The sequence below is a fragment of the Opitutus sp. GAS368 genome (assembly GCF_900104925.1).
Classification (GTDB): Bacteria; Verrucomicrobiota; Verrucomicrobiia; order Opitutales; family Opitutaceae; genus Lacunisphaera.
Map to the genome: position 1 here is coordinate 719,698 of NZ_LT629735.1, position 18,926 is coordinate 738,623.

An 18,926-nucleotide genomic window follows, 5' to 3' on the forward strand; every position below is an offset into this window, starting at 1 on the left:
AAAGAAGAATCATGAAGAACAACGACGACCGCGCCCAGTTCCCCGCCCCCGGGGAGATCCGCATCATGCGCACGCTGCCGGGTCCCATCGAACGCATCTGGACCTACCTGACCGATCCCGAGAAGCGCAGCCGCTGGTTCGCCGGCGGCCCGATGGAGCTGCGCGCGGGCGGAAAGGTGGAGCTCTTCTTCCAGCACAAGATCATCGCCCCAGGCGAAACGCCGCCTGAGAAATACGCCGCGGTGCACAATGAAGGCTTCAAGATGCCCGGCACGATCCTCCGCTGCGAGCCGCCCCGCGTGCTCAGCTACACCTTCGACGACAACTCCGACGTCACCTTCGAGCTCATCCCCCAGGATGCCAAGGTCCTGCTGATCCTAACCCACCGCAGCCGCGGCGAAGACCTCCCGTTCCTCAGCGGCTACGCCAGCGGCTGGCATTCACACCTACTGCTCCTCATCGCCCTGCTCGACGGCACCACGCCCCCGCCCTTCTGGGCCACCCACACGCGGCTGAAGGCCGAATACGAAAAGCTCCAAGCCGCCGCCCAGCGGGGTTAACCCACTGCAATTTTAGCTGGGACGCCTCGAAGAGCTGTCCCAACCAAGCCCCGTCAAATCGACCCAAGGCTACCGCCTTGCCCAGACACCTCCCTCTCCTGCACCCCATCGTTAAAAGCTTCCTCGCAACCGAATTCATTCTCCCATGAAAGACCAAACCATCCTCATCACCGGCGGCACCACCGGCATCGGCCTCGCCACCGCCCAACTCCTGCAAGCCGGGGGCGCGCGGGTCATCGTCACCGGCCGCAACCCGGAGACCTTGGCCGTCGCGCGCGCCACGCTCGGCCCGACCGCCATCGTCCTCGCCTCCGACTCCGCCTCGCTCGCCGACGCCTCGGCGCTCGGAGCCCAGATCGGGCAGCATGCCGGGAAACTCGACGGCGTGTTCCTCAACGCCGGCATCGCCCGGTTCGCCCCGATCGAGGCGGTGACGCCGCGGTTTTTCGACGACTTGTTCGAGGTCAATGTCCGCGGCCTGTATTTCCAGCTCCAGTCGCTGCTGCCCGTCCTCGCGAACCCGGGCGCGGTGGTGCTCAACGCCTCGCTCTCGGCGGAAATCGCGATGGCCAACGCCAGCGTCTATGCGGCGACCAAGGCCGCCGTCGTGGCCCTGGGCCGGAACCTGGCCGTCGAGCTCGCCCCGCGCGGCATCCGCCTCAACACGATCAACCCGGGCCCGGTCACGACGCCCATCTTCGGCAAGCTCGGCCTGCCGGCCGACGCCGTGCAGGGCTTCGTCGAACAGACGACCGCGAAGTCGCTGGCCAAACGCTTCGGCACCGCCGACGAGATCGCCAAGCTCGCCCGCTTCCTCCTCTCCGCCGACTCCCGCTACATGATCGGCGCCACGGTCCGTATCGACGGCGGCATCGGCCTCGCCTGAGCCGCTCCCTCAGCACCAACAGTCAAAATGCGCCTTATTCCTCCTCCAGCGCTGCGGGTCCTGACCACACTCCTCCCGCTCGTCTGCACCCTCATGCTTTCCGCCGCAACCACCAGTCCCACTGACCACGACAACTCCGCCATGAATAATCAAAAAAACTACACCACGGCCTTTACGGTAGATCAAACTCCGGAAGCAGTCTTCGCCGCCATCAACAACGTCCGCGGCTGGTGGTCGGGCGAGATCCAGGGCGCCACCGACAGGCTGGGCGCCGAGTTCACCTACCGTGTCCCCGGCGTGCACTATTCCAAACAAAAGATAACGGAATTCATCCCCGGCAAGAAAGTCGTGTGGCACGTGTCGGACGCCGACCTCGCCTTCGTGCAGGACAAAGACGAGTGGAAGGGGACGGACATTGTTTTTGAAATCGCCAAAAAAGGCGACAAAACCGAGGTGCGTTTCACGCACGTAGGGTTGGTCCCGCCCTATGAATGTTACGACTCCTGCTCGAATGCGTGGGGCCTCCTGGTGGAAGGCAATTTGCGCAAGCTGATCACCACCGGTAAACCGCAACCGAGTCCGTGGCCGGCCGTCAAGGGATACACCACGGTCTTTACGGTGGACCAAACTCCGAAAGAAGCCTTCGACGCCATCAACAACGTCCGCGGCTGGTGGTCGGACGAAATCGAAGGCAGGACCGACCAGCTCGGTGAATTCAAGTATCACTACAAGGACATCCACCGCTGCACGATCAGGGTCACCGAGCTTTCCCCCGGGAAAAAAGTAACCTGGCACGTCGTCGCCAACTACTTTAACTTCGTCAAAGACAAAACCGAGTGGGTTGACACCGACATCGTCTTTGCAATCGCCCGGGTGGGCGACAAAACAGAAGTGCGCTTCACCCATGTGGGCCTAAGCCCACAACATGAATGCTACGGCGTCTGCTCGGATGCCTGGGGCACCTACATCAACGGCAGCCTGCGCGACCTGATCGCCAAGGGCAAGGGCCAGCCCAACCAGAATGAACAACTGGCGCGCAAACACGGCCAGGAATAGACCGCGCCGAAATCCGCATCGATGGCGGCTACCGCCCCGCCTGAACCACCCAATCCTCCTCAACCAATCGTCCGCACTGAATCCCACCCATCATGAAAACCAGCTCGTTCGACTCCCCTAAGACCGTTTCGCCGGAGCAATGGCTCGCGGCTCGCAAGGAACTCCTCCGTGAAGAAAAAGAATTCACCCGCCTGGGTGATCGCCTCGCCGCGCGCCGTCGCGAACTCCCGTGGGTGAAGATCACCAAGCCCTACACCTTCGACTCGCCGCGCGGCCGCGTTGCGCTCGCCGACCTGTTCGAGGGCTGCAGCCAGCTCATGATCCAGCACTTCATGCTCGGACCCGGCTGGGAGGAAGGCTGCAAGAGCTGTTCCTTCATGCTGGATCACTTCAACCCGACCGTGCTGCACCTGAAGGCGCGCGACGTTTCCTTTGCCGCCATCTCCCACGCCCCGCTGAAGGAAATCCTCCCCTTCAAGGAACGCATGGGCTGGAACATCAACTGGGTCTCCGCGCATGGCACCGGTTTCAACCAGGATTTCCACGTGTCGTTCACCGAGGAGGAAATCGAGCGCGGCGGCGTGCCCTACAATTACGGCAAGATGGATTTCCCGCAGACCGAGGCGCCCGGCATCAGTGTCTTTGCCCGCAATGCCGCCGGTGACGTGTATCACACCTACTCCAGGTTTGGCCGCGGTGTGGAAGTGGTGATGACCACCTACGATCTGCTCGACCTCGTGCCCAAGGGGCGCGACGAGGAAAATGACGAATACGGCATGGGATGGCTTCGCCATCATGACCGCTATGAGCATGTTCCGGCCAGGGCTTAGGCGGTTTGGCCGCTGGCTGGTGCCGGCCACGTTGCTCGCCGTGGCCCCGAAATGCGCGCTGTGCCTGCTCGCCTACGCCGGCCTGGGCGCCGCGCTCGGCCTCGGCGGCCCGGAGCTCTGCGGGGCGGCCCCCGGAACGGACGGGCTCCCGGTGCTCCTCGGGGCGCTGGGGGCGCTGGGGGCGGGCGGCGTGGTCATCTTTAAAGGATTTTTGCAGAACCGTCCGCCGGCTGGCGCGTCTTACATCCAGCCCCGTGCCCACCAAGACCAGCGACACTTCCACTCCCTCCTCCCGGCCGCCGCATGGCCGGCCCGCCCGCGTGCTCTATGCCGAGGACATGGCCGACCTGCGGGAGGTGATGCGCCTTATCCTGCAGAGCGAAGGTTATCAGATTGAAACGGTCAACGACGGCGCCGCGGCTCTCCGCTGCCTGCGGGAAAACCTCGCCGGGTTCGACCTGCTCATCACCGACCATCACATGCCGGAACTGAACGGCCTGGAGCTCGTGCATCAGCTCCGGACGACCCCCTACCGGGGCAAGATCATGGTCTTCAGCTCCGAACTCGATCCCGAGGTGCACCGTGAATACCATCGGCTCGGCGTGCAGGTCATCCTGCCCAAGCCCATCCGCCCGTCGGTCCTCCGCAAGGCGCTGGAGGACCTTCTGCCGGCGGCGCTCCGGGGACCGGCTTGAGCACAAAAAAGCCGGCCGGTGATTCCCGGCCGGCTGAATAGAAACCACGGGGCGTCAGCTGGCGCGCGCCTTGCGGTAGGAGGCCTGCAGCCGGTCCCACGCGAGGACCACGTTGTCCTTGGCCGCCGCCCAGGTGTCCGCGGTGGCGGTGCCGAGCGCATTCAACTTGGCCTTGTAGTCGGCCTCGGAGTTCTTCAGCTCAGCCATGGCCGCCCGGCGGCTGGCCGTGGCCTGCGCTTCGGAGTAATTCGCGCGCAGCTCGCTCACTTGCACGTCGAACCGGGCGGAAAGGGACTTGGCCTTGGCGTTGAAATCATCGCGCTTCTCAAAGGTGAAGCTTTTGACCTCGCCCCAGGCATCGACGATGGCCTCCTGGGTGTCGTGCGCGGCTTCCTTGACCGCCGCGGTGGCCTCGGCGCGTTTCTCTTTGCTGCAGCCGGTGCACGCCAGCGCGGCGCCGCCCAGCAGGACGAGGAGGAGGGAGGGAATGAGTTTTTTCATGATATCGTTGGGTTGGGAATGAGGGCGGGCGAGGCATCCGGCTCTCGCCCTGACAGCCCGCCGCGAATACCGCGGCTCAGGAGCAGACCCCGCCTACGCTCCCGGGTGGCGGGAAAAATTTGCCGCGGGCGGAAAATCCGGAACCACCCGCCCCGGTTCCGGTCCTGCGCCCGCCCGGACCGCGGCGAAACAAGCCGCGGGATCAGGCCGGGGGCGCGGGGTTTATTTCCGCCGCGCCAGTCTTGCCAAGCCCCGGGCGGCCGTATCTGCTAATCAAAATAATCATCCCCGTGCTGATCAAAAACTCCTCCCGCCCGACGCCCGTGCTGACCTCGCTGCTCGCGACCCTCTGCCTGGCCGCCCCGCTCACCCTCCACGCCCAGTCGGACGTCAACCCGCTGCTCACCGAGAGCCCGCTGCCGTTCCACTACCCGCAGTTCGACAAGATCAGGAACGAGCACTACGGCCCGGCCTTCGAGCTGGGCATGGCCGAGCACCTCAAGGAGGTCGGGACCATCGCGAACAACCCCGCGAAGCCGACCTTCGAGAACACGATCGTCGCGCTGGAAAAGGCCGGTCAGCTGCTGGACCGCGTCTCCACGATCTTCTTCGCCCTCTCCGGCTCCAACACGAACCCCGAGATGCAGAAGCTGCAGCGCGAGCTCGCGCCGAGGCTGGCCGCGCACCGGGACGCCATCACGCTCAACCCCGTGCTCTTTGCCCGCATCGACGCGCTCTACGGCGCGCGCGACACCCTCGGCCTCGACGCCGAGTCGGCGCGGCTGCTCTGGCGCTACCACCGGGACTTCGTCCGCGCCGGCGCCAAGCTGCCGGCGGCCGACAAGGAAAAGCTCAAGCTCCTCAACGGCGAGCTGGCCTCGCTCACGACCGCCTTCACCCAGAACACCCTCAAGGAGGTCGCCGCCTCGGCGGTCACGGTCGACACCAAGGAGGAGCTGGCCGGACTGACGGACGATGAGATCGCCGCCGCCGCCGCCCTGGCCGCGAAGGACGGCCATGCGGGCAAGTTCGACATCCGCCTGGTGAACACCAGCGGGCAGCCGCCGCTCACCAACCTGACCAACCGCGCCACGCGCGAGAAGGTCATGGCGGCCTCCCTCGCCCGCGGCAGCCGCGGCGGCGAGTTCGACACCCGCGCCATCGTCACCGGCATCGCGAAGAAGCGCGCCGAGCGCGCCACCCTCCTCGGCGCCCCGACCTTCGCCGACTATTCCCTCGCGGAGCAGACCGCCGGCTCCGTCGCCGTGGTCAACCGGCTCCTCGCCCAGCTCGGGCCCCCGGCCGTGGCCAACGCCCGCCGCGAGGCCGCCGACATGCAGGCCATCATCGACGCGGAGCAGGGCGGCTTCCAACTCGCGGCCGGCGACTGGCAGCTCTACGCCGAGAAGGTCCGCAAGGCGAAATACGACTTCGACGAGACGCAGCTCAAGCCCTACTATGAGCTTAACCACGTCATCCTCGACGGCGTGTTCTACGCCGCGCACCTGGAATACGGCCTCTCCTTCAAGGAACGCCACGACCTGCCCGTTTATGAGCCCAGCGTGCGCGTGTTCGACGTGTTTGACGCGGATGGCAGGCAGCTCGCGATCTTCATCGGCGACTACTACGCCCGCTCCAACAAGAATGGCGGCGCCTGGATGAATTCCTACGTCTCGCAGAGCGGCCTGCTCGGCGACCTGCCCGTCGTCGCCAACCACCTCAACATCCCCAAGCCGCCCGAGGGCCAGCCCACGCTGCTCACGCACGACGAGGTGAAGACCGCCTTCCACGAGTTCGGCCACGCGCTGCACGGCATGTTCTCCCAGGTGCAGTATCCGCGCTTCTCCGGCACCAGCGTGCCGCGCGACTTCGTGGAGTATCCCTCGCAGGTGAACGAGATGTGGGCCGTCTGGCCCGAGGTCCTGAAGAACTACGCGAAACATTACCAGACCGGCGCGCCCATCCCGCAGGCGCTGCTCGACAAGGTCGAGGCCACGAAGAAGTTCAACCAGGGGCATGACACCCTGGAGCTCGTCGCCGCGAACGTCATCGACCAAGCCTGGCACCAGCTCAGGCCCGACCAGGTCCCCGCCGCCGATGATGTCGTGGCCTTCGAGACCGCCGCTCTGCACAAGGCCGGGCTCGACTTCGCACCCGTGCCCCCGCGCTACCGCAGCGCCTATTACTCGCACAGCATGGGCGGCTACGCCGCGGGCTACTACTCCTACTTCTGGAGCGAGGTGCTCGATGCCGACACGGTGGAATGGTTCAAGACCCACGGCGGCCTGACGCGCGCCAACGGCGACCGCTTTCGCAAGCTCCTGCTCTCCCGCGGCGGCAGTGAGGACGCGTTGAAACTCTTCCGCGACATGACCGGTGGCGATCCCGACATCAAGCCGCTGCTCGTGCGCCGCGGTCTCGATACGGCCAAATGACCCGGGTGTTAAAATTCGTAAATTTTTCACAGCACACCAACGAGACAACAGATGACTTATCTGCTATTGCCTAGGTGCAACTCCTCATGAGCACTCCTGTCACATCGCAAACCACGAGTGCGGCTCCCAAAAAGTCGCTCCGCGTGCTTTACGCCGACGATATGCGCGAGTTGCGTCAATTGCTTGAGGTGGTGCTTGGGCGCGACGGGCACAAGGTCGAGTCCGTCCCGGACGGCAACCTCGCCCTTGACCTGTTGCGACCGGACCCGACCGCGTATGATGTGGTGATCACCGACCACCACATGCCCACGGTCAGCGGCCTTGAGCTGGTGGCCAAGCTGCGCGCGATGAATTACACGGGGCGGATCATCGTCTTCAGCTCCGAATTGAGCGAGGAAGTCGATGCCATGTATCGCCACTACAAAGTGGACTTCATCCTGCCGAAGCCGGTCTTCCCTTCCGAGCTCCGGGCCTTGTTCGCGACCCTCTGAGGCCGGGCGGCGACTCCGCTCACCGCCAAGGCGCGGATCCGACTTCGCCAAGGCTACGACGGACAAGACGGAGTCCGCGCCCTACCCGAATCCAATAAAAACCCCCGCTCCAAAGGATCGTGCCAGGTGATCCGGCCCGCGGAACTCCCTGTTCCACCCATGGTCACAAGCCGCATGATACCGTCATCCCTCGCCCGGCCGGGCTGGCTGCTGCTGGCCGGTTTGCTGATGGTCGGCGCGCTGCGCGCCGCGGAAGGCGGTTTTTCCGCCACCCTTTCGACCGGGCAGAAAAACGCCGCGGGGCTCGCTGCGCTGAGTGCGGCGGAACTCACCGCCCTCGACCAGCTGGTGGCGGATGACCTGGCCTATGCCCGGCGCGAGAATCTCACCGCCCTCGAGGGCGCCTTTGTTGCCCGCCAGGCCGAGGCCGGGCGCAAGTCGGCCGGGCTCGACCGGCTCACCCCCGAACAGCAGGCCAGGCTGAACGCGCTGGTCGCGGCCGCGATCACGGCCCGTCCGACGCCCAAGGAGCGCCCGCGCCTGAAGGACAGCGACGTGCTCGTGAAAAACCAGCCCCAGGTCCACGGCTCGGTGACGGTCGCGTATGGCTGGGGGGCCGGCGGCCGGAGCATGCGCGCCGGCTCGATGTGGCTCGATTACTATGATCCCGAGAGCCACCTCGGCATCGGGGTGGGCCTCAGCACCGTCAACGGAAGTTACCCGGGCTACTATCCTGGTTACTATCCCGGCTTCGCGACCGGCGGTTTCTACCCGGACTACTACGACCCGCGCTATTACACACCGTCCGCCACCTATTACGACGCCTCTTACCGCGGCGATTCCTTCCGGAGCTCCTTCCAAGGTGACGGCGCGTGCTTCCGCGCCGGCCCGTCGGGCGGATTTGGCGGACGGGGTGGCCGCCACCCCTGAGACTCGTCGGGCTTATTTCGCCGCGTCCGGCAGCGGCCGGTTTTGCGCGGCGTCCTCGATGATCAGCAGCCAGTCCTGGCCGCGGCCGGAAATCGGCGGCGTGGAGGTCTGGAACCCGTGCGTCTCGGTCGTGTGCACGACCCGGCTGGCCCCGTAGCGCGGATCGCCGTCAAGCGTGGGCTGGGGCGGCGTGAGCGCGTAGCGTGTTCCATGAACAGGCCGCTGTCGTGGTCCTGCGCACCGTGCGAGGACTGCACCAGGTTGGAATCGAGCCCGGCCGCATCCGGGAGCGCGACCGACGACAGCCCCCCGGCGCCAAAATCCCCCTTGAGCCGCGGCGGGCTTCCGCGTTTGGTCGGGCGTGCCGATGAATCCGCCGCCCGATTCCGCCGATCTGCTCGACCGCTTCCTGCGTTATGTGCAGATCGACACGCGCAGCAACGACCAGTCGGCGACGACCCCGAGCACGCCCGGCCAGTGGGACCTGCTCCGGCTGCTCGAGACCGAGTTGAAGGCGCTCGGCCTCGTGGGCGTCACCCTGACGGAGCACGGCTACCTTCTTGCGACGGTGCCGGCGACCTCGGCGAAGAAAACCCCGGTTGTCGCCTGGTGCGCCCACGTGGACACCGCGACCAACCTGCCGGGCCGGGCCAAGCCCCTCGTGCACCGGGCCTATGACGGCCGGCCCATCATTTTGCCGGATGACCCGGCGCAGAAGCTGACGATCGAGGCGACGCCCTTCCTGCGCGATTGTCTCGGCCACGATCTCATCACCGCCAGCGGCACCACCCTGCTCGGCTCGGACGACAAGTCCGGCGTCGCGGTCATCATGGCCGCCGTGCGCCACCTGCTGCGCCACCCGGAGATCCCGCACGGCCGGCTCCGCCTCTGTTTCAATCCCGACGAGGAGATCGCCCGCGGCATGGCCAGGATCAACCTCGCGCAGCTGGGCGCGGACGCCGGCTACACCCTCGACGGGTCCAGCCCGGGCGAGATCGACTTCGAGACCTTCAGCGCCGACGCGGCCGTGCTGGAAATCCACGGCGTGGCCGCGCATCCCGGCTGGGCGAAGGATGTGATGGTGAACGCGGCGCGCCTCGCCGGCCGTTTTCTCGCCGCGCTGCCGCCCGACCTGTCCCCCGAGCGGACGAGCGGCCTGGCCGGGTTCATCCACCCGGTCGAGTGCACGGCCTTCGCCGAGGTCGCCCGCGTGAAGCTGATCCTGCGGGACTTCGAGCTCGACGGCCTCGCCGCCAAGCGCGCCGTGGTCGGGAAGATCGTCGGGGAACTCCGCGCCGCCGAGCCGCGCGCGCGCTTCGACCTCACCTTCACGGAGCAATACCGCAACATGCGCTACTGGCTGGAGCAGGACATGCGGCCGGTCGAGTTCGCCCGGGAGGCGATCCGCCGCGCCGGTCTCGCGCCGAAATCCACCGCCATCCGCGGCGGCACCGACGGCTCCAACCTCACCGCGCGGGGCCTGCCCACCCCCAACCTCTTCTGCGGCATGCACGAGGTGCACAGCCCGCGCGAGTGGGTCAGTCTCCAGGACATGGCGAAAGCGGTTGAAACCCTCGTGCATCTGGCCTCAGTCTGGGACGAACGCTCCGCATGAAATCACTCCTGTCGCGCCTGCCCTTGATTCTCAGCCTCGGCCTGCTGCTCGGCGGCTGCGCCTCGTTTGACAGCACGCTGGACAGCGGGCGCAGCCTGAAAAAGGTCCAGCGGTTCTTCGTGTTGAGCAATCACAACGACAATCGGGCCCTCGACCGGCAGATCGCGACGGCCCTCCAGGCCCACGGCCGCACCGCCGAGGTGGGCCCGCTGACCATGATGCCTGACGACACACAGGCCGTCGTGTCCTTCGCGGACAACTGGGCGTGGGACTTCGGCGAGCACCTCGTCTTCCTGAAGATCAGCGTCCGCGACCCCTCGAAGGAACAATATTACGCCAGCATCACCTTCAGCGCCCGCGTGCCGCTGCGCGAGAAACCGGCGGTGACCATCGACCGCCTCGTCGGCGCGCTGCTCGAGAAATAGCCGGAGTTTTGCGGTAGATAATAAGGTGGAACGCGGCCTCTGGACGCGTTTTCAGGATGCTCATCCTGCGTTCGTTCAAGACGAGCACGCAACAAACCCGTCCGGAGGCCGGGTTCCACCTTGCCTAGCCAAACACCGCTTCGCGTTCGCTCGCGGTCAGCTCGCGCCATTTTCCCGGCGCCAGGTCGCCGAGTTCGAAGCGCCCGATGCGCATGCGCCGCAACCGCAATGTCGGGTGGCCGATGGCCGCGGTCATCCGCCGCACCTGCCGGTTCTTGCCCTCGGTCAACTCGAGCGCCAGCCAGCAATCGGGCACGGACTTGCGCGCGCGGACCGGCGGATCGCGCGGGGGCATGGCCGGCGCGGGTTCCAACCGTCGCACCATGCAGGGCTGCGTGGTGTAGTTGCCGATCTTCACGCCGCGCGCCAGCTGCGCGAGCGCCGCGTCGGTCGGGATCCGCTCGACCTGCGCCCAATATTCGCGCGGGTGCGCGGCCGCCGGGTCGAGCAGGCGCGAGTTCAGCCCCGGTTCATCGGACAGGAGCAGCAGTCCCTCGGAATCGGCGTCGAGCCGGCCGAGCGCATAGGTGTTCGGCGGCAGCGAAAAGTCCGCCAGCGTCCGCCACGCCGAGCCCGGCTCGGGGGTGAATTGCGAGAGCACCCCGTAGGGTTTGTGCAGGACGAGGAGCATGAAGCAACAACGGTGGGGCGGGCACTCCGTTGCCCGCCGCGGCGCGGACGGAGTCCGCGCCCTGCCGGACGTTCAGCGCGTCAGCCGCGCCCAGGTGAAGTTCGGGTTGCGGCCCTCGCGGATGCTGAGGCGGATCCAGAGCAGCGCCAGCGGCTCGAGGCTGCGCGCCATGCCCAGCCCGCCGGTGTCCACGGGGTCGAAGCCGAGGTCGGTGGCGAGCTTGTGCGTCGTCGCCTTCGCGCCGTCGTGGTCGCCGCAGTAGAACATCACGGGCTTCAGTCCGGCGGCGTTCGGGTAGGCCGGGTTGGCGAAATTCTCCCAGCCGTAGGTGTTGAACGCCTTCACGACCTGCGCGCCGGTCGCGAGTTTCTCGACCTCCTCCGCGCCGGAGGTCGTCGAGCCGAGCGAGAGACTGAGGCTGCCGTCGCCGGCCAGCGACAGGGGATTCGTGCAGTCGATCAGCACCTTGCCGCGGAGGTCGCCCATCGCCGCGATCGCGTCGGACACGGCCGGCCACGGCGTGGCGAGCACGATGATGTCCGCGCTGCGCGCCGCATCGGGCAGGGTCACGGCGGTGGCGGCGACCCCGATCTCCGCGAGCGGGGGCTGGGTCTTGCCCTGGCCCGGGTTGCGCACGCCGAAGATGATGTAATGCCCCGCCTTGGCCCACGCTTTGCCGAGTGAGCCACCGAGCTTGCCCGCTCCGATAATCGCGATTTTCATACGGCGGCCAGATTGACGTTTCGCGGGCATTGGGCAACAACTCCGTGTGTGCCGGCGCAAAAACCTTGGTAAAAATGGGATGGCTGGCCGTGCTCGCCGGCGCACTGCTTTTCCTCGCGGCGCAAGACCGTCCGGCCTGCCGCCTGCCTAGGCGGCCGCCGGGATCACGTAGCAGAATACCGCCGCCCAGTGGCACGCACTGCCGCCGAGCACGCACAGGTGCCAGATGGCATGGTGATACGGCAGGCGCTTCCACAGATAGAAGGCCGCACCGCCCGTGTAGCACAGGCCGCCGGCGAGCAGCAGTCGCATCCCGCCCGCCGGCAGCGCCGCGAGCAGCGGCTTGAGCGCCACCAGCACCAGCCAGCCCATCGCCAGATAGATGAGCGTCGAAACCAGCCGGAAGCGCCCGGCCAGCCAGAACTTGATCGTCACGCCCGCCACCGCCAGGCCCCACACCACCCCGAAGAGGCTCCAGCCCCACGGACCGCGCAGCGTGACGAGCACGAACGGCGTGTAGGTGCCCGCGATGAGCAGGAAGATGGCGGCGTGGTCGAATTTCTGGAGCCGCTGCTTGAGCCGCTCGCCCCGGAGGCTGTGATAGAGCGTCGAGGCCGTGTAGAGCAGCACCAGCGTGGTGCCGAAGATGGCCGTGCTCACGACATGCCAGGCATCGCCGTTCCGCCCGGCGAAAACCAACAGCAGCACCAGGCCCGCCACGCTCAACACGGCGCCCAGCGCATGCGTCAGGCTGTTGGCGAATTCCTCGCGGGCGGTGTAGGCGGCGGACATGACCATCAGTGCGCCAGCTTTTGCAATTCCTCGAGCTCGGACCGGATCGCGCTGTCGTCGGGCCGGGCCCCGGCGAGTTGACGGTAGCGATCGATCGCCTCGGGCAGCCGGCCCAGGTGGATCAGCACCCGGGCGAGATTGTGCCGCGCGTCGGGATAACCGGGATCGAGCTCCAGGGCCCGCTCGTAGGCCGCGATGGCCTCGGGCAGGCGGCCGAGTTCCGCGCGGACGTTGCCCAGGTTGTTGGCCACATCCGCATAGTCGGGTTTCAGCCGCAGGGCCTCCTCGTATTGCCCCAGGGCCGCGGGCAGCCGGCGGGCTTGGGCCAGGGCATTGCCCAGATTGTAGCGGGCCTCGGCATAATTCGGGTCCAGCCGCACCGCCTCCTCGCCCTCCCGGAGGGCCTCGGCCCCGCGCCCTTGCTCCAACCGGACATTGGCCAGGTTGCTGTGCGCCTCGGCGAAACCGGGCTTGAGCCGCACGGCTTCCGCATAATGGACCGCGGCCTCCTCGAGGCGCCCGCCGGCGAGCAAGGCATTGCCCAGGTTGTTGTGCGCCTCGGCATAGTTGGGCTGCAGCCGCAGGGCCTCCTCATACTGGTTGCTGGCCTCGGCCGGGCGGCCCAGCCGCGCCAAGGCCAGCCCGAGGTTGTAATGCGGTTCCGGCACGCCCGGCTGGAGCCGGACGGCTTCCTCATATTGCGCCTGCGCCTCGGCGAAGCGGTTGGCGGCAAAAAACGCCTTGCCCAGATTATTGTGGGCGCGGCCGTTCGCCGGCCGCTTGGCCACGGTGTCGGCCCACAACCCCGGCTCGCTGCCGTAGTCGGCGTTGCGCCGGACCGTGAGCCCGCCCCACCCCACCGCCAGCGCACCGCAGACCACCAGGCCGCGCCGCCCCAGCCAGGCATAAAGTCCCAGCACCGCCGGCCCCAGGATCGCCACCAGCGGAAGATACATCCGGTGCTCCGCCACGGTTTGGGTGGCCACCGGCACCACGCTCGAGCTCGGCGCCAGAATCAGGAAAAACCACGCGCCGGCAAAGCCCCACACCGGACGGCGCACCAGCGCCACTCCGGTGCCGGCCGCCAGCGCCACGAGCAACAGGGCCTGCAGCCAGACCTCCCCCAGCCCGCCGACCGTCGCCGTGCCATAGTCGAAGACCAGCGGATCCGGCCACACCACCAGCCACAGGTAGTGGATGATCGCCTGGCATTGGGTCAGCAGGTAGCGCCACGGGCCGACCTCCGCGCCAAAGCCCGCGGTGCCGCCGCGACCCGTCGTGCCGGCCACCAGCCAGGCCAGCAACAGCCACGTGGCCGCCAGTCCACTATAATAGCGCCACCGGCGGCGCCACGCCTCGCGAAAGCTCCCGGCCACGAACGTGCGATCATAGAGCAACACCATCAGCGGCGCCGACGCCATGACCTCCTTGCTCGCCATGCCCGCAAGACAGGCGACGATTGAGATACCGGTCCAAAGTCTGCTTTCAGGTTTCAGGTTTGCTTCGCCATCTCCGCGTCGGACGCTCCGTCCGGTCTCAGGTTTCTCTGCCATCCTGATGAAGGCGTAAAGCGTCAGCAGATAGCACAGGGCCATCAATGATTCCGCCCGTTGCACCACGTAGGTGACCGACTCCGTCTGCAGCGGATGCAACGTCCAGAGCAGCGCGACCGCCAGCGCGAGCCAGGTCGCGTCCCTTTGTAGGAGCCTGCTTGCAGGCGATTCCGGGGCGCCCGGTATCGCATTACGTCCTGAGTCGCCTGCAAGCAGGCTCCTACCCGGCAATCCCGCCAGCGTCCGCCGCACGATGCCAAACAGCGCCAGTCCCGCCAGCACATGGATGAGCAGATTGACCAGGTGGTAGCCGCGCACGGCTTCGCCGCCCAGCGACTGGTTGAGCGCCAGGCTGAGGTTGACCAGCGGCCGGCCGCTGACCGTCAGGCCCCCATCGAGCCCGGGCGCCAGCACCCCGCCGAGCGACCATCCCGGGCGGATCGATGGATTGTCCACGATGGCGGGCACGTCATCGAAGACAAACGGGCCCGCGAAGCTGTTGTGGTAGGCGGCCAGCGCCGCCAGCACCAGGCCGCTCGCGGCCAGCCAGATCGCCCGGCGGGCGGAGGCGGAGGACGGCGGCGGGACGTTCACAGGCGCGATAGGAAGAGTTAATTTCCAGGATGGAAACTGTATTTTCCGCCGGTCCCTGCCCGGCCAAAATCAAACCGACCGATTGGCAATGCTTATGCTTTTCTGTGACGGTCATCGGTCAAAAGTTACGGGCATGAAACTTCCCGGTTTTGCGAGCAGAGAGCGGGGGTTGCAGGCTTGACTCAACCTTATGACAAGCGTTCGCTGCGCCAGTCCTCGTTCAGGCCACCAACCTGAAACCTAACACCAACTGCATTTACACCATGCACAAATCGTTCCTTAAATCGTTAGTTCTCGCAGTTGTCACGGCCCTCGCCCTGACACTTTCGCCCACTGCGTTCGCGCAGATTACGACCTCCGGCATGTCCGGCACGTTGCGCGCCGCCGATGGGCAGGCCTTGCCCGGCGTGACCGTTACCGCGGTCCATACGCCCACCAACGCCACATTCACCGCGGTGACCAGCCCGGCTGGCCGCTTCACCTTCATCGGCCTGCCCGTGGGCGGTCCCTACACGGTTAGCGCCAAGACGGACGCCGGTGATGCCGTGAACACCAACGTTTTCACCGAGCTCGGCAACGAGGTCGAGATTGCCCTCAGCGCCAAGTCCGAGACGGTGCAGCTTGAGAAACTCGTCGTCGGCGGCCGCCGCGGCGACCTGGACGCCTTCGCGCAAGGCTCCGGCACCATTCTCGATCGGGTCCAACTCGACGCCAAGCCCACCACCGAGCGCTCCTTTGCCGACCTCGTGAGCGCCACCCCGCAGGTCACCCTGCAGGCCCTCTCGAGCGCCAACGACCGCGAAGAGGCCCACATCGTCGCCCTCGGCCAGAACAACCGCTTCAACTCCTTCATGATCGACGGCGCCCGGATCAACGACGTGTTCGGCCTGAACGGCACCGGCCTCGCCGCCTTCTTCAACCCGATTTCCCCCGACACGCTCGATCAGATGTCGGTCGCGGTTTCCCCCTATTCCGCCAACTTCTCCTTCTTCACGGGCGCGGCCATCAACGCCGTCACCAAGAGCGGCTCGAACGAATTCCATGGCTCCGCCTACTACTATTTCAAGGGCGACCGGGCCTACGGCGTCCAGCTCCAGGGCGACAACCCCAAGGAAGAAGCCGCCACCGGCGTCAAGATCCTCCCGAAGCTTAAGCGCACCACCTACGGCGCCACCTTCGGCGGTCCGATCTGGAAGGACCACATCTTCTTCTTCCTGAACTATGAGAAATACGACAGCATCAGCAACGGCCGCACGCTCACCTTCTCCCCGGATGCCGGGATCGAGGACCAGATTCTCGCCCGCCTGAAGCAATACTCCAGCACCGTCAACTGGGGCGACAAGGTCACTTCCGCCACCAGCAACGAACAGACCGAGAAGAAAATGCTGGCCAAGGTGGACTGGAAGATTTCCGACAAGCACCGCCTGACCGTGCGTTACTCCAAGACGGACGGCTTGGTGCCCCAGTTTGGCAACCTCGGCAGCGGCGTCACCATCAACGGCGTCTCCAGTCCCTCGATCGGCGCCGCCCTCACCAGCAACTTCTACAACCAGACCCGCGTGGGCAAGTCCTACTCCGCCCAGTTCAACAGCGACTGGACGCCGGACTTCAAGACCGAGCTCCGTTTCACCCGCAACACCGACGACCAGCTGACCCCGACGGTTGCGACGGCCCCGCTGATCGTGATCAACGGCATTTCGGGCACCAACCTTCAAACCAATGCCCCGGGCACCGGCGCCGAAGTCGCCGGCACGGAGCAGTTTCGCCACGGCAATATCATCAACGTGGTCAACCGCCAGGCTTCCGCCAAGGCCGACTACTTCTGGAACAACTTCGTCTTGACCGGCGGTGTCGAGCGCGAGTGGTCCGACTTCGTCAACCTGTTCCGCTCCGGTTCCTACGGTCTCGTCGCCTTCCGCAGCCTGGCCGATTTCATGGCCGACACGAACGGCGTGATCTCGCGCAATTACTATGATCCCGCCGTCCGTCCCGTCGCCGACATCTCCGACTTCGCCATCAACTCCATCTATGCCCAGGCCAAGTGGAATTACAGCAATCGCCTGAATGCGACGTTCGGCCTCCGCCTCGACCAGACCGAGACCAGCATCCACCCGGCCTTGAACCAGGCCTTCCTCACCACCACCGGCTTCCGCAACGACGGCACTCCGGGCGGTGTCTCGGCCCTCGCGCCGCGCTTCGGCTTCAACTACTCGCTCGACGACAAGCGCATCACGCAGCTCCACGGCGGCTTCGGCTACTTCATGGGGCGTTCGCCCTGGGTGTTCTTCTCGAACTCCTTCGGTAATACCGGCGTGGGCACCTTCAGCCGCTCCTCGACCGACACGGTCAACCCCCTCACCGGCAGCCTGACCCAATACTTCACCAGCGAATTCAACGGCGCGAGCCCGATCGGCACCGGCACGGACAACCCGACGCTCCGCCGCGAGGTTGATTTCAACGACAACAATGTGAAAATGCCGGCCGTCTGGCGCGGTAACCTGAACATCGACCACAAGCTGCCGTTCCTCAACTCGACCGTGACGGTCGAGTATGACTACACGAAGGTCGCCGAGGGTCTCATCACGACCAACGAGAACCTCAAGCCCCTCGTCGGCGCCCTCGCTCTCGACGGCCGCGCCCGGTTCTCCGGTGCCCCCAGCGTCCAGGCCAATGCGCTGTATCCCGCCTACACCAACATGTATCGGGTGAGTAACACCAAGGTCGGCCAGTCCAACTACGTCACCATGGAGTGGAGCCGCCCGATGAAGGACAACTGGTCCTTCCGGCTCGCCTACACCCGCGGCCACTCCACCGAAGCGCAGTCCAACAGCCAGACCACGGCGGGCGGCCAGTTCCTCCGCAACATCGTGTTCAACCAGAACACGGTCGAGCTCAGCACCGCCGACTACGAGATCAAGGACCGCATCCAGTTCAACCTCAGCCGGCAGTTCGAGTTCATCAAGAAGCTCAAGACCACCGTTTCGCTCTACTACGAAGGCCGCTCGGGCAACCCCGAAAGCTGGGTCTTCGGCGGCGACCTCAACGGCGACGGCCAGAGCTTCAACGACGCCGTGGTCATCCCGACCGGTCCGACCGATCCGAAGTTCGACTTCTCGGGCATGACGCAGGCCCAGCAGGACGCCTTCTTCGCGCTCATCAACAGCAGCGGCCTCGCCAAATATGCCGGCCAGAAATTTGTGCCGAAGAACGCGTTCTACGAACCGTGGGTCAACCGCCTCGACCTGAACTTCAGGCAGGACATCCCCATCCGCGGGCCGGCCAAGCTCCAGCTCGGTTTGGACTTCGTCAACTTCGGCGCCTTCCTCAGCCGCAGCACCTTCGGCTACACCGAGGTCGCGCCGAATCAGTCGAACGATGCGTTCCGCACCCTCACCCTCACCAGCGGCACGTCCTACAACGCGCTCGGCCAGATCAAGCCGCTCTTCAGCGGGACGGTCACTGCCACCAATCCGAACGGTGTTTTCATCCCGACCCCGAACCTGATCGACAACCTGCAGTCGCGCTGGCGCATTCAGCTCGTCGCGAAGCTGCTCTTCTAAGCCGGTTCTGGCCTCCTCTTGACCCCAAGGCGCCCGGTGCAAACCGGGCGCCTTTTTCTTGCCCTGTAGGGTCGTCGCTTGCGACGACCTCGCCCACGCCAAGCTAAGGTCGTCGCGAGCAACGACCCTACATTTTGAATCCGCGGGGTGAGGACACCCCGCCTCCATGATCCTGACTCGCGTGACAGCACCACTGAGGGAAACCGCCCCCGGATGGAGCGCGTCTCAACGCGGTTTGCTGGAGGGCCCGCGTCCCTGCGGGCCGCGCCCGGGTGAGGGGATTCGAACCGGCCCGCAGGGACGCGGGCCCTCCACCTTCGGATGGTTCGAACTCAATCCCCGCCGCCTGCGCGCACGTTTTCGTTTTTATTCTCGAAAAATATTTCCCCTCTGAAAACCGCGCTCGACTGGGAATTTTTCGCGTCAAGAAAATATTTGTCCCGTGTGCGCCCCGCAGGCGTTTCGCGTTTTTCAGAGGGGAAATCGCCTTTCCGGGCTTTTTTTGCCCCCGCGAATCACCGCCGCGAAGCTGTCACAATGTTGTCCACTCAAAAAGTGACGGAAAATTTGCAAAAACCGTCCTTAATCT

General features: G+C 65.8%; 17 protein-coding genes. 11 read left to right on the plus strand and 6 right to left on the minus strand.

Annotation, left to right across the window (positions count from 1 at the left end):
- Window positions 1-11: 11 nt before the first annotated feature.
- The 5 genes from BLU29_RS03115 to BLU29_RS03135 all read left to right on the plus strand — a co-directional run bounded on the left by BLU29_RS03115 (window position 12) and on the right by BLU29_RS03135 (window position 4,027).
- Complete coding sequence (locus BLU29_RS03115; RefSeq protein ID WP_091055116.1) at window positions 12-560, plus strand: SRPBCC family protein; 549 nt, start codon at window positions 12-14, stop codon at window positions 558-560.
- 145 nt (window positions 561-705) lie between these two features.
- Entirely contained in the window at window positions 706-1,446 is a 741-nt protein-coding gene (locus tag BLU29_RS03120; protein WP_091055117.1) for an SDR family oxidoreductase, read from the plus strand.
- A 93-nt stretch (window positions 1,447-1,539) separates the two neighbouring features.
- On the plus strand, window positions 1,540-2,502 hold the full coding sequence (locus BLU29_RS18365; protein ID WP_197677755.1) for an SRPBCC domain-containing protein: 963 nt from the start codon (window positions 1,540-1,542) through the stop codon (window positions 2,500-2,502).
- 92 nt (window positions 2,503-2,594) lie between these two features.
- The gene (locus BLU29_RS03130) at window positions 2,595-3,332 is read left to right on the plus strand and encodes a DUF899 domain-containing protein (protein ID WP_091055118.1); all 738 of its coding nucleotides are present in this window, start codon (window positions 2,595-2,597) and stop codon (window positions 3,330-3,332) included.
- Between the two features lie 254 nt (window positions 3,333-3,586).
- Entirely contained in the window at window positions 3,587-4,027 is a 441-nt protein-coding gene (locus BLU29_RS03135) for a response regulator (protein ID WP_091055119.1), read from the plus strand.
- A 54-nt stretch (window positions 4,028-4,081) separates the two neighbouring features.
- Here the strand turns inward: BLU29_RS03135 and BLU29_RS03140 are convergent, their stop codons facing one another.
- Entirely contained in the window at window positions 4,082-4,528 is a 447-nt protein-coding gene (locus BLU29_RS03140) for a hypothetical protein (RefSeq protein WP_091055120.1), read from the minus strand.
- A gap of 353 nt (window positions 4,529-4,881) precedes the next feature.
- On the opposite strand from BLU29_RS03140, the gene BLU29_RS03145 reads away from it, so the two are divergent.
- From BLU29_RS03145 to BLU29_RS03155, 3 genes are all read left to right on the plus strand, one after another.
- The gene (locus BLU29_RS03145; protein ID WP_343125155.1) at window positions 4,882-6,963 is read left to right on the plus strand and encodes a M3 family metallopeptidase; all 2,082 of its coding nucleotides are present in this window, start codon (window positions 4,882-4,884) and stop codon (window positions 6,961-6,963) included.
- An 86-nt stretch (window positions 6,964-7,049) separates the two neighbouring features.
- Window positions 7,050-7,454 (plus strand): response regulator, encoded by a 405-nt coding sequence (locus tag BLU29_RS03150; protein WP_091055121.1) that lies wholly within the window; start codon window positions 7,050-7,052, stop codon window positions 7,452-7,454.
- Between the two features lie 174 nt (window positions 7,455-7,628).
- A complete protein-coding gene (locus tag BLU29_RS03155) occupies window positions 7,629-8,384 on the plus strand; it encodes a hypothetical protein (protein WP_091055122.1) in 756 nt (251 codons plus the stop codon).
- Between the two features lie 12 nt (window positions 8,385-8,396).
- Here BLU29_RS03155 and BLU29_RS18665 read toward each other — a convergent pair whose 3' ends face one another.
- Entirely contained in the window at window positions 8,397-8,522 is a 126-nt protein-coding gene (locus tag BLU29_RS18665; protein WP_255401154.1) for a hypothetical protein, read from the minus strand.
- Between the two features lie 229 nt (window positions 8,523-8,751).
- Here BLU29_RS18665 and pepT point away from each other — a divergent pair, with 229 nt between their 5' ends.
- Window positions 8,752-9,999: a peptidase T gene (gene pepT / locus BLU29_RS03160; protein WP_091055123.1), complete on the plus strand. Its 1,248-nt coding sequence runs from the start codon at window positions 8,752-8,754 to the stop codon at window positions 9,997-9,999.
- Window positions 9,996-10,424, plus strand: coding sequence for a hypothetical protein (locus BLU29_RS03165; RefSeq protein ID WP_091055124.1), 429 nt, complete (start codon window positions 9,996-9,998; stop codon window positions 10,422-10,424). The genes pepT and BLU29_RS03165 overlap by 4 nt, the downstream gene beginning before the upstream one ends.
- 124 nt (window positions 10,425-10,548) lie before the next feature.
- On the opposite strand, the gene BLU29_RS03170 is transcribed toward BLU29_RS03165, so the two are convergent.
- From BLU29_RS03170 to BLU29_RS03185, 4 genes are all read right to left on the minus strand, one after another.
- On the minus strand, window positions 10,549-11,115 hold the full coding sequence (locus BLU29_RS03170) for a pseudouridine synthase (RefSeq protein WP_091055125.1): 567 nt from the start codon (window positions 11,113-11,115) through the stop codon (window positions 10,549-10,551).
- Window positions 11,116-11,187: 72 nt separating this feature from the next.
- Window positions 11,188-11,868, minus strand: a complete 681-nt coding sequence (locus tag BLU29_RS03175; protein WP_255401155.1) for an NADPH-dependent F420 reductase — start codon at window positions 11,866-11,868, stop codon at window positions 11,188-11,190.
- Window positions 11,869-11,985: 117 nt separating this feature from the next.
- Window positions 11,986-12,636 (minus strand): hemolysin III family protein, encoded by a 651-nt coding sequence (locus BLU29_RS03180; protein WP_091055127.1) that lies wholly within the window; start codon window positions 12,634-12,636, stop codon window positions 11,986-11,988.
- Window positions 12,636-14,777 (minus strand): tetratricopeptide repeat protein, encoded by a 2,142-nt coding sequence (locus BLU29_RS03185; RefSeq protein WP_091055128.1) that lies wholly within the window; start codon window positions 14,775-14,777, stop codon window positions 12,636-12,638. Before BLU29_RS03185 ends, BLU29_RS03180 begins: the two co-directional genes overlap by 1 nt.
- A gap of 263 nt (window positions 14,778-15,040) precedes the next feature.
- Between BLU29_RS03185 and BLU29_RS03190 the strand changes: the two genes are divergently transcribed.
- The gene (locus BLU29_RS03190) at window positions 15,041-18,337 is read left to right on the plus strand and encodes a TonB-dependent receptor (protein ID WP_091055129.1); all 3,297 of its coding nucleotides are present in this window, start codon (window positions 15,041-15,043) and stop codon (window positions 18,335-18,337) included.
- The last annotated feature ends 589 nt before the right edge of the window (window positions 18,338-18,926 follow it).